At 64.1% G+C, this 12,571-nt stretch carries 11 protein-coding genes and 1 riboswitch; of the genes, 4 read left to right on the forward strand and 7 right to left on the reverse strand.

The features are described 5' to 3' along the window. Window positions 1–157 precede the first annotated feature (157 nt). From AC0MAZ_RS05840 to AC0MAZ_RS05850, 3 genes are all read left to right on the forward strand, one after another. Window positions 158–1,990 carry a flavin monoamine oxidase family protein gene (locus AC0MAZ_RS05840; RefSeq protein ID WP_232856278.1) on the forward strand — a complete coding sequence of 611 codons (1,833 nt, stop codon included), beginning with the start codon at window positions 158–160 and terminating at the stop codon, window positions 1,988–1,990. 229 nt (window positions 1,991–2,219) lie between these two features. Next, window positions 2,220–2,771, forward strand: a complete 552-nt coding sequence (locus AC0MAZ_RS05845) for a cytochrome b (RefSeq protein ID WP_069016035.1) — start codon at window positions 2,220–2,222, stop codon at window positions 2,769–2,771. A gap of 34 nt (window positions 2,772–2,805) precedes the next feature. After that, on the forward strand, window positions 2,806–3,384 hold the full coding sequence (locus AC0MAZ_RS05850; RefSeq protein WP_203648287.1) for a YceI family protein: 579 nt from the start codon (window positions 2,806–2,808) through the stop codon (window positions 3,382–3,384). A gap of 156 nt (window positions 3,385–3,540) precedes the next feature. Here AC0MAZ_RS05850 and AC0MAZ_RS05855 read toward each other — a convergent pair whose 3' ends face one another. The 6 genes from AC0MAZ_RS05855 to AC0MAZ_RS05880 all read right to left on the reverse strand — a co-directional run bounded on the left by AC0MAZ_RS05855 (window position 3,541) and on the right by AC0MAZ_RS05880 (window position 10,278). Continuing rightward, on the reverse strand, window positions 3,541–5,442 hold the full coding sequence (locus AC0MAZ_RS05855) for a DEAD/DEAH box helicase (protein ID WP_475860590.1): 1,902 nt from the start codon (window positions 5,440–5,442) through the stop codon (window positions 3,541–3,543). 221 nt (window positions 5,443–5,663) lie between these two features. After that, entirely contained in the window at window positions 5,664–6,446 is a 783-nt protein-coding gene (locus AC0MAZ_RS05860) for a substrate-binding periplasmic protein (RefSeq protein ID WP_232856279.1), read from the reverse strand. A gap of 116 nt (window positions 6,447–6,562) precedes the next feature. After that, entirely contained in the window at window positions 6,563–7,408 is an 846-nt protein-coding gene (gene metF / locus AC0MAZ_RS05865) for a methylenetetrahydrofolate reductase [NAD(P)H] (RefSeq protein WP_475860594.1), read from the reverse strand. Between the two features lie 139 nt (window positions 7,409–7,547). Continuing rightward, window positions 7,548–8,957 (reverse strand): adenosylhomocysteinase, encoded by a 1,410-nt coding sequence (gene ahcY, locus AC0MAZ_RS05870; RefSeq protein WP_028688336.1) that lies wholly within the window; start codon window positions 8,955–8,957, stop codon window positions 7,548–7,550. A gap of 21 nt (window positions 8,958–8,978) precedes the next feature. After that, a riboswitch (S-adenosyl-L-homocysteine riboswitch) is annotated at window positions 8,979–9,075 on the reverse strand. A 98-nt stretch (window positions 9,076–9,173) separates the two neighbouring features. Continuing rightward, entirely contained in the window at window positions 9,174–9,686 is a 513-nt protein-coding gene (locus AC0MAZ_RS05875; protein ID WP_254464076.1) for a hypothetical protein, read from the reverse strand. A gap of 85 nt (window positions 9,687–9,771) precedes the next feature. After that, a complete protein-coding gene (locus AC0MAZ_RS05880; RefSeq protein WP_232856281.1) occupies window positions 9,772–10,278 on the reverse strand; it encodes an inclusion body family protein in 507 nt (168 codons plus the stop codon). Between the two features lie 337 nt (window positions 10,279–10,615). On the opposite strand from AC0MAZ_RS05880, the gene AC0MAZ_RS05885 reads away from it, so the two are divergent. Next, entirely contained in the window at window positions 10,616–11,017 is a 402-nt protein-coding gene (locus tag AC0MAZ_RS05885) for an acyl-CoA thioesterase (protein ID WP_475860597.1), read from the forward strand. Window positions 11,018–11,132: 115 nt separating this feature from the next. On the opposite strand, the gene AC0MAZ_RS05890 is transcribed toward AC0MAZ_RS05885, so the two are convergent. Beyond that, on the reverse strand, window positions 11,133–12,368 hold the full coding sequence (locus tag AC0MAZ_RS05890; RefSeq protein WP_232856282.1) for a cation:proton antiporter: 1,236 nt from the start codon (window positions 12,366–12,368) through the stop codon (window positions 11,133–11,135). Between the last annotated feature and the right edge of the window lie 203 nt (window positions 12,369–12,571).

The raw sequence follows: 12,571 nt of genomic DNA on the forward strand, positions 1-12,571 counted from the left end.
CTTGCGACAAACGGCTACTGACAAAATTACCAGTTGCCAAAAGCACTTGATGTCACTGCGGTGGCAGGGTGGGCAGAGGTGACGTATTCTTAACGCATCTCTCCCGGGGCATTCTTCCCCGTCTCTTCTATCGCTTCTCTAACCGGAGTTCGCCATCATGGCTGCTGCTTGGGTGCGCCTGTGCGCGTTGGTATTGATCGGGGTGTCCAGCGGTGCCGCGCTGGCCAAGGACAAGACGGCGATCGTCGTCGGTGGTGGCCTGGCGGGCCTGACCGCGGCCTACGAGCTGCAGGGCAAGGGCTGGCAGGTCACCTTGCTCGAGGCCAAGTCAGGGATGGGCGGGCGTTCGGGGCTGGCCACCAGCGAGTGGATTGGCAACAGCAAGACCCAGCCGGTGCTCAACCAGTATCTGGAGCAGTTCAAGGTCGGCACCTTGCCGGCACCGGAGTTCGTGCGTAACCCCGGCTACCTGATCGACGGGGAGTATTTCAGCGCCGCCGACCTCGCAACCAGGCAACCGGCCACCGCCGAGGCCCTCAAGCGTTATGAGAAGACCCTCGACGACCTGGCCCGCTCCATCGAGGACCCGTTGAACCCGGCGGCCAACAGCACCCTGTTCGCCCTTGACCAGATGAACGTGTCCACCTGGCTGGACAAGCTGCAACTGCCGGCGACCGCCCGTCAGCTGGTCAACCAGCAGATCCGCACCCGTTACGACGAGCCATCGCGCCTGTCGCTGTTGTATTTCGCCCAACAGAGCCGTGTCTACCGCAACGTCAGCGACCGCGACCTGCGCGCCGCGCGCTTGCCGGGCGGCAGCCCGGTGCTGGCCCAGGCGTTCGTCAAGCAGCTCAAGACCATCAAGACCAGCTCGCCGGTCACCGCCATCGTCCAGGACAAGGACGGGGTGACGGTCAAGGTCGGTGCCGTGGGTTACAAGGCCGATTACCTGGTCATGGCCGTGCCGCTGCGGGCCCTGGCCAAGATCCAGATGACCCCGGGCCTGGACAACCAGCACCTGGGCGCCTTGAAGGGCACCAACTACGGCTGGCGCGATCAGCTGATGCTCAAGTTCAAGAACCCGGTATGGGAAAGCCGTGCGCGCATGTCCGGCGAGATCTTCTCTAACACCGGCCTGGGCATGCTGTGGATCGAACCGGCGCTCAAGGGCGGCGCCAACGTGGTGATCAACCTGTCCGGCGACAATGCTCGCCTGTTGCAGGCCTTCGGTGACAAGCAGATGGTCGACCAGGTGCTGATCCGCTTGCACGCCTTCTACCCGCAGGCCCGTGGCGCCTTTACCGGTTACGAAGTGCGCCGTTACAGCACTGATGCCGGTATGGGGGGCGCCTACCTGGCCTACGGCCCTGGGCAGATCAGCAAGTACTGGCGCCTGTGGGAGCGTCCGGTTCAGCGCATTGCCTTTGCCGGCGAGCATACCGACGCGCTCTACCCCGGTACCCTCGAAGGCGCCCTGCGCAGCGGCCAGCGCGCCGCGAGCCAGGTTCAGGACCTGGCTGCGGGCAAATCCTTCGACCCGGCCAAGGCCGCACCGGTTGCCGCCGCAGCCGCTGCGGGCGCGGTCGTGGCGAAGGACAAGGGCGGGTTCTTCTCCAACCTGTTCGGTGGTGGCTCCGACAAGGCCCCGGCCAAGGCGGAGCCTGTGAAGGTCGAGGAGGCCAGGCAGGACAAGCCAGGCTTCTTCTCGCGTCTGTTCGGTGGTGCTGACAAGCCAGAGGTCAAGGCCGCGCCGATCGCCAAGGCCGAGGAGATTGCGCCGGTGCCTGCCGCGGCCCCCGCGCCTGTCGCTCCGGCGCCTGTGGCCAAGGAGGAACCGGTGAAGCCGGCCGCCACCAAGCCAGCCCCAGCCAAGCCTGCGGCCAAGCAGGCGCACAAGCCCGCCGCCAAGCCGGCGCCGGTGAAGAAGGCCACCGCCAAGTCGGAACCGGCCAAGAAGCCAGTGGTCAACAGCCAGGCCAAGGCCGGCTGATCTTTCGACAGGCAATTGCCCTGTCTCCTGTGGGAGCGAGCAAGCCCGCTCCCACAAATTTGCCGACGGTGGCAAGCTCCTACCAAACGACTATCGTTAATGTTTCCTTAATAGGAAGCTTGCACACTAAATATCGGGTTTTTAGATAATCCGAAGCAATTTTTTACGCTTTTATTCGATGCGTTACGCGCTAGTCTTGTGCACAGCTTTCACGGGGAAACACGCCAACATGCAACTGCGCAACTCATCTTCCCGCTATGGCCTGGTCAGCATCGTCCTGCACTGGGGCGTGGCGCTGGCGGTCTTCGGCCTGTTCGGCCTGGGCCTGTGGATGGTCGGTCTCGACTACTACAGCCCTTGGCGCAAGACCGGGCCCGATCTGCACAAGAGCATCGGCCTGGTGCTGCTGGCCGCCATGCTGCTGCGCGTACTCTGGCGTTTCATCAGCCCGCCACCGCCGGCGCCGGCCAACCATGGCAAGGTCACCCGCCTGGCCGCCAAGCTGGGCCACCTGGCGCTGTACCTGGGCCTGTTCGCGGTGATGGTCGCCGGCTACCTGATTTCCACCGCCGACGGTGTCGGCATTCCGGTGTTCGGCCTGTTCGAAGTGCCGGCGCTGATCAGTGACCTGCCTGACCAGGCCGATACCGCGGGGGTGATCCACCTGTGGCTGGCCTGGGGCCTGGTGATTTTCGCGGTGCTGCATGCCCTGGCGGCACTCAAGCACCATTTCATCGACCGTGACGCGACCCTGACCCGCATGCTGGGCCGCAAAGCTTGACTCTCAACCTCAATTGCAAAGGAAGGAAGTAAGGATGTTGAAAAAGACTTTTGCCGCTCTGGCGCTCGGTACCGCCCTGATCTCCGCCGGCCAGGCCATGGCCGCCGAATACAAGATCGACAAGGAAGGCCAGCACGCGTTCGTTGACTGGAAGATCAGCCACCTGGGCTACAGCTTCATCCACGGCACCTTCAAGGACTTCGACGGCAACTTCACCTGGGACAGCGCCAAGCCCGAGGCCAGCAAGATCAGCGTCGACCTGAAGACCGCCAGCCTGTGGTCGAACCACGCCGAGCGTGACAAGCACATCGCCAGCAAAGACTTCCTCGATGTGAAGAAGTACCCGGATGCCAAGTTCGTCTCCACCAGCGTCAAGTCGACCGGTGAGAAGACCGCCGACGTCACTGGCGACCTGACCCTGCACGGCGTGACCAAGCCGGTCACCTTCAAGGCCGTGTTCAACGGTGAAGGCAAGGACCCGTGGGGTGGCGAGCGTGCCGGCTTCAACGCCAAGACCACGCTGAACCTGAACGACTTCGGGATCAAAGGCCCAGGCCCGACCTCCCAGACCCTGGACCTGGATATCAGCGTCGAAGGTGTGAAGCAGAAGTAATTAGCGTTAGCTGAATGACCGAGGGGCCGCTACGCGGCCCTTTCGCGGCACAAGGCCGCTCCTACAGGTACTGCGCTATGCCAAAGGGCTGCACTGAACCTGTAGGAGCGGCCTTGTGCCGCGAAAGGGCTGCATAGCAGCCCCTCGGTGTTTCAATCAGCCCTTGCGGGTCAGCAGCGCCGGACGCTCACCGCGTGGGCGGCTCGGCAGGTCGTCCAGTTGCTCGGGCGTCGGGTAACGGTCGAGCTTGGATTCCTTGCGAATGATCACCGGCGCACTCTGCGACTCGCGCGGGTTGCGCACGGCTGGTTCCTGGCGAGCCGATTCGTCACGGCGGTTACGGCCACCGTTGTTGTCACGACGAGCGCCGCCATTGCTGCCACCACCGTTGCGCGGGCGTTTTTCACCCGAGCCCTGGCCTTGGCGCTGTTGGCCATTGCCACGGCCTTGACCTTGCGCCTGACCACTGCCGCTGCGTTGGCCTTGCCCTTGACCTTGTCCGCCATTGCCACCCGGGCGACGGTTGCGGCCCTGGTTCTTGGCATTCTGGTAAGGGCTGACGTAGTCGGCGCGGTTGCCGAAGTTATCCACATCGTCGTCCAGGAACTCTTCCGGGTCACGATTAGCGGGTTTCGACGGGGCGGTGTTCTGGCCTTGGGCATCCTGCTGCTGGCGTGGTTTCTTGTCACGCGGCTTGCGCTGCTGCTGGCCTTGCTGCTGTTTCTCGCCGGCTTTTTCCTTGTCGGCCTGCTTCTCGCCCGCAGGCTTGTTGCGGCCTTTGTCCTTGCCCTTGTCCTTGCGCCCGCCACTGCCTTCCTTGCCGCCTTCGCCGCGAGGTTGCTGGTTGCGGCCACCGCGGCCAGTGTTCTGCTGGCGCTCGCGGACTTCTGGCTTCTCGGCCTCGACCTGGGAGGCGTCGAAGCCCATCAGGTCGCCATCCGGGATCTTCTGCTTGGTGACGCGCTCGATGCTCTTGAGCAGCTTCTCTTCGTCCGGGGCGACCATCGAGATGGCCTCGCCCGAGCGACCGGCGCGGCCGGTGCGGCCGATGCGGTGAACGTAGTCTTCCTCGACGTTGGGCAGCTCGAAGTTGACCACGTGGGGCAACTGGTCGATGTCCAGGCCGCGGGCGGCGATGTCGGTGGCGACCAGCACGCGCACGGTGTTGGCCTTGAAGTCGGCCAGGGCCTTGGTGCGAGCGTTCTGGCTCTTGTTGCCGTGGATCGCCGCAGCGGTCAGGCCGTGCTTTTCGAGGTACTCGGCCAGGCGGTTGGCGCCGTGCTTGGTGCGGGTGAACACCAGTACCTGCTCCCAGGCACCCAGGGTGATCAGGTGCGCCAGCAGGGCACGCTTGTGGCTGGCCGGCAGGCGGTAGACGCGCTGCTCGATGCGCTCGACGGTGGTGTTCGGCGGCGTGACCTCGATGCGCTCGGGGTTGTGCAGCAGCTTGTCGGCGAGGTCGGTGATGTCCTTGGAGAAGGTCGCCGAGAACAGCAGGTTCTGGCGCTTGGCCGGCAGGCGTGCCAGCACTTTCTTGACGTCGTGGATGAAGCCCATGTCGAGCATGCGGTCGGCTTCGTCCAGCACCAGGATCTCGACCCGCGAGAGGTCGACGCTGCCCTGGCCGGCCAGGTCGAGCAAACGACCCGGGCAGGCGACCAGGACGTCGACGCCCTTGGCCATGGCCTGGACCTGCGGGTTCATGCCGACACCGCCGAAGATGCAGGCGCTGATGAAGTTCAGGTCGCGGGCATAGACCTTGAAGCTGTCATGCACCTGGGCGGCCAGCTCGCGGGTCGGGGTCAGCACCAGGACGCGCGGCTGGCGCGGGCCGTGGCGTTGCGATTTGTCGGGGTGGCCACCCGGGAACAGGCGCTCGAGGATGGGGAGCGCGAAGCCGCCGGTTTTACCAGTACCTGTCTGGGCGGCGACCATAAGATCGCGACCTTGCAACACGGCGGGAATGGCCCGCTGTTGCACCGGAGTGGGCTGGGTATAGCCCGCTGCCTCGATAGCGCGGACAAGAGCCTCGGAGAGACCGAGGGAAGCAAAGGACATGGGCAATCCTGTTCTCGTGGGGGCTGGGCCCGATGGGGTGTTCTGCCTGGCGCGACGGGCATCGGAAGGATGCGATCGCGTCCGGTCCAGCTGGGCGTGCACGGCGCATCCTGGAGCCTGCGGGCGGCGCGCTAGGTGCGCTGCTGCGGGTCGAGATGCCTGTTGCGAGGCCGAGCGTCCGGGCGTGAGCCTGGCGGGAAGGCCCGAGTATAACAGAGCAATCAGGGTGTGCTGCGTTCCTGCTGCTCAACGGCGAAAGGAAAATCGCGATTGCCCAGGTAGCGGGCGTTGATTGCCGCGTAGGCCGGCTCCTGCTTGAAGCGTCGCAGTTCATCACTGAACGCCTGTGCCAGCTGCTCGCGCCCGGGCTTGCGGGCCAGCCCCAGGTACTGCGGACGGCGGCTGATCACCAGGGGCAGCGCCTCGACGGTCTGCTCCAGGCCCAGCTGGCGGCTGACATAGCCACCCACCCGGCGGTCGGTCACCAGCAGGTCGATGCGCCCGAGCGCCAGCTTGCCGAAGTTGGCCTCGTGGCTGGGCGCCGGCTCCCGACGGAACAGCGGCGATTCGGCGAAAACGCCGTCGTAGACGTAGCCTGGCGAGGTACCCACGGTCAGCCCGGCCAGGTCTTCGAGGCGCTCGACCGGATGGGGGCGCGAGCGGGCCTGGTAGAGGACGAACTCGACCTCTGACATGGGCTCGTCCGGGTAGACCAGGTAACCCTGGCGCGAGTCGACCCGGAAAATATCCATCACCGCGTCCGCCAGGCCCTGCTCGACCATGGCCAGGCAGCGCCGCCAGGGCAGGAACTGCCATTGCACCTCGATGCCCAGGCGCTTGAACACCTCGTTGGTGACCTCGTAGTCGATGCCTTTGGGCTGGCCGTTTTCCTGGTAGAGGTACGGCGCCCAGTCGTCGCTGACGATGCGCAGGCGTTCGGCATGGGCCAGCGGGCTCAGGCCGGCGAGCAGCAACAGCAGGAGAGGGAGAATGAGCGTGCGCATGGCGGGAGAGTACGCTGCGAGCTCGTGCAAGGCCAGTGAGCACTGGTCGCGGGGGCCTGCGGTACAAGCGCGAATGAACAAGGCTTTGACCTGCGCCAAAGCCTTGTCCACGACCATCAGCGTGGCAGCTTCAGGTTGTTCCAGATCGCCAGGCTCGGTTCGGCCTGGTTGAGCGTGTAGAAGTGCAGGCCCGGTGCGCCGCCTTGCAGCAGTTGTTCGCACATGCGGGTGATCACTTCCTCGCCGAAGGCCTGGATGCTGGCGGTGTCGTCGGCATAGGCTTCCAGCTGCTTGCGGATCCAGCGCGGGATCTCGGCGCCGCAGGCATCGGAGAAACGTGCCAGCTTGCTGTAGTTGGTGATCGGCATGATGCCGGGCACCACCGGGATGTCCACGCCCAGCTGCTGCGTGCGCTCGACGAAGTAGAAATAGCTGTCGGCGTTGAAGAAGTACTGGGTGATGGCGCTGTCGGCACCGGCCTTGACCTTGTGCACGAAGTTGGCCAGATCCGCCTCGAAGTTACGCGCCTGTGGGTGCATCTCAGGATAGGCGGCCACTTCCAGGTGGAAGTGGTTGCCGGTTTCCTGGCGGATGAACTCGACCAGGTCGCTGGCGTAGCGCAGCTCGCCGCTGGCCGCACCCATGCCGGATGGCAGGTCGCCACGCAGGGCGACGATGCGCTTGATGCCGGCGGCCTGGTACTCGGCGAGCAGGGCGCGCAGGTCGTCCTTGCTGTCACCCACGCAGGACAGGTGCGGAGCGGCCGGGACCTTCACTTCGCTTTCCAGCTGCAGCACGGTGTTCAGCGTGCGGTCGCGGGTCGAGCCCCCGGCACCGTAGGTGCAGGAGAAGAAGTCCGGGTTGTAGCTGGCCAGCTGGCGGGCGACGCCCATCAGCTTCTCGTGGCCGGCATCGGTCTTGGTGGGGAAGAACTCGAAACTGTAGCGGCGTTCTTGTGACATCTCTCGTTCCTTCGGCGGCGCGCCCAGGGCGGCTACCTGCAAATAAAAGCCAGGACGGTTGGGGCCGGCCTGGCTCGGACATCGGTTCGACGCGTTGCCAGCCAGCGCCAGGGCGATTACCCGGCGCTGGCGCCGCTGCTTAGTAGCGGTAGGCGTCCGGCTTGAACGGACCTTCGACGGTCACACCGATGTACTCGGCCTGCTGCGGGGTCAGCTGGGTGACCACGCCGCCGAAGCCGCGGACCATCTCCAGGGCCACTTCTTCGTCCAGCTTCTTCGGCAGCACTTCAACGGTCAGGCGCTCGGCCTTCTTGGCGGCTGGCAGTTCGGCGAACTTCTGCTCGAACAGGAAGATCTGCGCCAGGACCTGATTGGCGAACGAGCCGTCCATGATGCGGCTTGGGTGGCCGGTGGCGTTGCCCAGGTTCACCAGGCGGCCTTCGGCCAGCAGGATCAGGTAGTCGTCGTTCTGCGGATCGAACACGCCGGCGCCGGTGCGGTGGATCTTGTGCACCTGCGGCTTGACCTCTTCCCATGCCCAGTTCTTGCGCATGAAGGCGGTGTCGATCTCGTTGTCGAAGTGGCCGATGTTGCAGACCACGGCGCGCTTCTTCAGGGCCTTGAGCATGTTGGCGTCGCAGACGTTGACGTTACCGGTGGTGGTGACGATCAGGTCGATGCGGCCCAGCAGGTCCTTGTTGATGCCGGCTTCGGTACCGGTGTTGATACCGTCCTTGAACGGCGAGACGACTTCGAAGCCGTCCATGCACGCTTGCATGGCGCAGATCGGGTCGACTTCGGTGACCTTGACGATCATGCCTTCCTGACGCAGGGACTGGGCCGAGCCCTTGCCCACGTCGCCGTAGCCGATCACCAGGGCCTGCTTGCCCGACAGCAGGTGGTCGGTACCGCGCTTGATGGCGTCGTTCAGGCTGTGACGGCAGCCGTACTTGTTGTCGTTCTTGCTCTTGGTGACCGAGTCGTTGACGTTGATCGCCGGGACTTTCAGCTCGCCTTTGGCCAGCATGTCGAGCAGGCGGTGCACGCCGGTGGTGGTCTCTTCGGTCACGCCGTGGATCTTGTCCAGCATGGCCGGGTATTTCTTGTGCAGGATTTCGGTCAGGTCACCGCCGTCGTCCAGGACCATGTTGGCGTCCCATGGCTGACCGTCTTTCAGGATGGTCTGCTCGATGCACCACTCGTACTCTTGCTCGGTTTCACCTTTCCAGGCGAACACCGGGATGCCGGCGGCGGCGATGGCCGCGGCGGCCTGGTCCTGGGTGGAGAAGATGTTGCACGACGACCAGCGCACTTCGGCGCCCAGGGCGACCAGGGTCTCGATCAGCACGGCGGTCTGGATGGTCATGTGGATGCAGCCGATGATCTTCGCGCCCTTGAGCGGTTGCTCGGCTTGGTACTTGCGGCGCAGGCCCATCAGTGCCGGCATTTCCGATTCGGCGATGATGACTTCCTTGCGGCCCCAGTCGGCCAGGGAGATGTCGGCGACCTTGAAGTCGGAAAAACCAGCAGGCGTGTTTACAGCGCTCATTGAGAGCCTCCATTCGTAGTGTGCGAATGGGCGCCGTTGTGCGTTGAGCGTCCGCTTGCGCGGACAACGCCCCAACCGAGCCTGACAGGCCGAGCCTGCTGCAGCGCCCCTCGGATGGGTGGCGGGAACGGTGGCCGCTGGAGCCACCGTCGAAAGTGCCGGGCGATTATAGCGGGGCTTTCGATGCATCCCAAGGGCTAAACGCCAAAGACGGGTTCACTGGGAGTGGCCGTTGGTCCGCAAGGCAAGGCGCAGTGTGAAGTGGGCGAGCGGCTCGCAGCCCTGGGCCAGCACCATCACCTGCCAGGCCAACTTGAATTCACCCGGCTGGTCGCAGTGGATACGCCAGTGATAGGTGTCGACTTGGCGGCTTGTCGGCTGCAGCGGCGCCGCTGCATCGGGAAGGGCCAGGCGCAGGTTGCGTTGCTCGGCCAACTCGATGTCCAGCAGCGGCTCGCTGACGGGGCTGTGGCTGAACAGCATCTCCTCGCCGAGCAGCGCCACCGGGACCGTGTGCAGGAGCAGGGTGTCCCCAGCCGCGACGACTAACTCCGGTGTGTCGAGAAGCAGCGTTTCACCCGTTGCCGGGCGTGAGTGCAGGATGCAGAAATGGCGGGGGTCGAGTTCGGCGGGAGAAGCTGGATCGCTGGGGAGTCGCTCGACGGCCGTGAGCAGCCCCTGAGTATCGACAATGATCAGCGCGTGATGGGCGGGATTCTCCGTGGTCATGATGCGCTCCTTCCTTGAGCAGCAATGAGTGATCCGGGGACTGGCGCGCACCGCCGGCCCGAGGGGCGGCGGTGCGCGGCGTGGATCAGTTGGTGATGGTGATGAACGGATCCCATTCGAAGTAGCCACAGCACTTGCAGTCGCGATCGACGATCATGAACTTGAAGTGGTAGGTGACTTTCCCTTGCTTGAGCAGATCGCCACGCCAGTAGTAGTTGTCGAGGATCTGGCATGTCGGGATGGTCTTGTTGTTCTCGTTGGGTACGGCTGATTGAACCTCTGCGTGGAGGGGGCGAGGGTCTTCCAGGAGTTTGTGCTTGGGATCGTCGGAGACGAATCCGTAGAGGATTACCGATTGCTCGAAGCCGAACGAGATGCTTTGCTCGCGCCAGCGGACCACATCGCCCACACGGCCCCGGAGATGCAACTCACCACCGGCCTGGCCGGAGATGACGTTGTCCTGATAGGTGACCATGTAAATGTGTTCCGGTGGTATGAATGTGGGCTTGTTCGGATCCCTGCTCGCGGTAGGGTACTTTTTGAGGATGGTTTCAGTGTCGACGTTGATGCTGACATCAATGATTCTGGACATAGTGGATTCCCTTTCACTGATTTCGAGTAGGTCAATGGTGAGCCTCAGTCGCTCTCCACTGGCACTGCCCGGAGCCTCGCTTCCTGCGAATGCCGGTACTGCCGCACGGTATGCCAAGTTCCGGTTGTCCGACCACCTGGAGTGATCTGCGGATCACAGGGGTCAGGCTAGATCCGTGGGGGTGGGTGTCAAACCGCGTTGCGCGGATACTGACCAATGGTCGTAGGGCGTGGACATGGTTGACGCAAATCAATGGGGCTACCATGTAGGACGTGGTCGGACGGCTGATCCGCCGTTCGCCGCTCGATGTTCATGAGGCCGCAGGCCAGGAGTACAGATGAACTTTCACACCCGCAAATGGGTAAAACCCGAAGACCTCAACCCCAACGGCACCCTGTTCGGCGGCAGCCTGCTGCGCTGGATCGACGAGGAGGCGGCGATCTACGCCATCGTCCAGCTGGGCAACCAGCGTGTGGTGACCAAGTACATTTCCGAGATCAACTTCGTCAGCGCCTCGCGCCAGGGCGACATCATCGAGCTGGGCATCACCGCCACCGAGTTCGGCCGCACCTCGATCACCCTCAAGTGCGAAGTGCGCAACAAGATCACTCGCAGGGCGATCCTGACCGTAGACAAGATGGTCTTCGTCAACCTGGGCGAGGATGGCAAGCCGGCGCCGCACGGGCGTACCGAGATCAAGTACATCCAGGATCAGTTCCCGGACAGCGCCGTGGAGTGATTCTCGGGGGCTGCTCTGCAGCCCTTCGCGGCACAAGGCCGCTCCTACAGAAGAACGCAATCCCCTGTAGGAGCGGCCTTGTGCCGCGAAGGGCCGCAAAGCGGTCCCGGCCTTTTCAAGGCTGTGTGCTGACCTTGCGTACCACCTTGCCGACCGTCAGACCCTGCACCAGGATCGACGACAGCACCACGATGTAGGTGATCGACAGCAGCAGGTCACGCTCATCACCCTGTGGCAGCGACAGCGCCAGGGCCACCGACACGCCACCACGCAGGCCACCCCAGGTCAGCACGCGGATGGTGCCTTGCGGCACGGTCCGCCAGCGGCGCAGCAACACGATGGCCGGCGCCACGGTCAGCAGGCGCGAGGCCAGCACCGCCACCGCCAGCACGCCACCGGCCGCCAGGTGCAGCCAGTTGAACGGCAGCAGCAACAGCTCCAGGCCGATCAGGGCGAACAGCAGGGCGTTGAGCATGTCGTCGATCAGTTCCCAGAAACCGTCCATGTAGCGGCGGGTCATGTCGTTCATCGCCAGGTTGCGCCCCAGGTTGCCGATGATCAGGCCGGCCACCACCATGGCGATCGGCGCCGAGACGTGCAGCTCGTAGCACATGGCCGAGCCGCCGATCACCAGCGCCAGGGTCAGCATGACCTCGACCTGGTACTGCTCGACGCTCTTGATCATGCGGTAGGTCGCGTAGCCGATCACCCCGCCGAACACCACCCCGCCGATGGCTTCGCGGGCGAACAGCAGGGCGGTGTCGGACACGCTCGGCGTCTCGCCCAGCTGGATGATGCCTAGCAGCACGGTGAACACCACCACCGCGGTGCCGTCGTTGAACAGCGACTCGCCGACGATGGTGGTCTTCAGCGGCTTGGAGGCGTTGGCGGTACGCAACGCGCCGAGCACGGCGATCGGGTCGGTCGGCGAGATCAGCGCGCCGAACAGCAGGCAGTAGATCAGCGGCACGTTCCAGCCGAACAGGGCGAACACCCAGTGCGCCAGGTAGCCGATCACCACGGTGGCGATCAGCACGCCGATCGTGGCCAAGAGTCCGATCGGCCAGCGGTAGCTGCGCAGGTCGGCGAGGTTGACGTGCAGGGCGCCGGCGAACAGCAGGAACGACAGCATCCAGTGCATCAGCAGGTCATTGAAGTCGATCTGGTTCATCAGGCCTTCGACGCGCTCTTCCAGGCCAGGAAAGCCGATCAGGCTCAGGCCCTGCAGCATCAGGGAGAACAGCAGTGCGGTGACCATCACGCCGATGGCCGGCGGCAGGCCGATGAAGCGGTAGTTCACATAGGTGAGGAGGGTGGTGAGGCAGATAAACGCGGCAACTAATTCAAGCATCCCGAATCCTGTAACAGTGGCTTCCAAGTCGTTTCCCGAGTGGCTCGGGCAGTTCTTTGATGACCTGGCGCGGGGTTCGGGACACACCTTATGACCGGTTTTGTCGGAATCGTTCCTCAAGTCGGGCGGCAGGCGCTCCCACGATGCCTACAAGCAACAGCAAACCGTTATAGTGCGAGGTGTCGCCTGGTCTTTGCGCAAGG

This window comes from Pseudomonas sp. A (genome assembly GCF_056270345.1).

Bases quoted from the DNA above. Each gene is read 5' to 3' on its own strand.
- AC0MAZ_RS05840 (WP_232856278.1), top strand. From the start codon at position 158: ATGGCTGCTGCTTGGGTGCGCCTGTGCGCGTTGGTATTGATCGGGGTG.
- AC0MAZ_RS05845 (WP_069016035.1), top strand. From the start codon at position 2,220: ATGCAACTGCGCAACTCATCTTCCCGCTATGGCCTGGTCAGCATCGTC.
- AC0MAZ_RS05850 (WP_203648287.1), top strand. From the start codon at position 2,806: ATGTTGAAAAAGACTTTTGCCGCTCTGGCGCTCGGTACCGCCCTGATC.
- AC0MAZ_RS05855 (WP_475860590.1), bottom strand. From the start codon at position 5,442: ATGTCCTTTGCTTCCCTCGGTCTCTCCGAGGCTCTTGTCCGCGCTATC.
- AC0MAZ_RS05860 (WP_232856279.1), bottom strand. From the start codon at position 6,446: ATGCGCACGCTCATTCTCCCTCTCCTGCTGTTGCTGCTCGCCGGCCTG.
- metF (WP_475860594.1), bottom strand. From the start codon at position 7,408: ATGTCACAAGAACGCCGCTACAGTTTCGAGTTCTTCCCCACCAAGACC.
- ahcY (WP_028688336.1), bottom strand. From the start codon at position 8,957: ATGAGCGCTGTAAACACGCCTGCTGGTTTTTCCGACTTCAAGGTCGCC.
- AC0MAZ_RS05875 (WP_254464076.1), bottom strand. From the start codon at position 9,686: ATGACCACGGAGAATCCCGCCCATCACGCGCTGATCATTGTCGATACT.
- AC0MAZ_RS05880 (WP_232856281.1), bottom strand. From the start codon at position 10,278: ATGTCCAGAATCATTGATGTCAGCATCAACGTCGACACTGAAACCATC.
- AC0MAZ_RS05885 (WP_475860597.1), top strand. From the start codon at position 10,616: ATGAACTTTCACACCCGCAAATGGGTAAAACCCGAAGACCTCAACCCC.
- AC0MAZ_RS05890 (WP_232856282.1), bottom strand. From the start codon at position 12,368: ATGCTTGAATTAGTTGCCGCGTTTATCTGCCTCACCACCCTCCTCACC.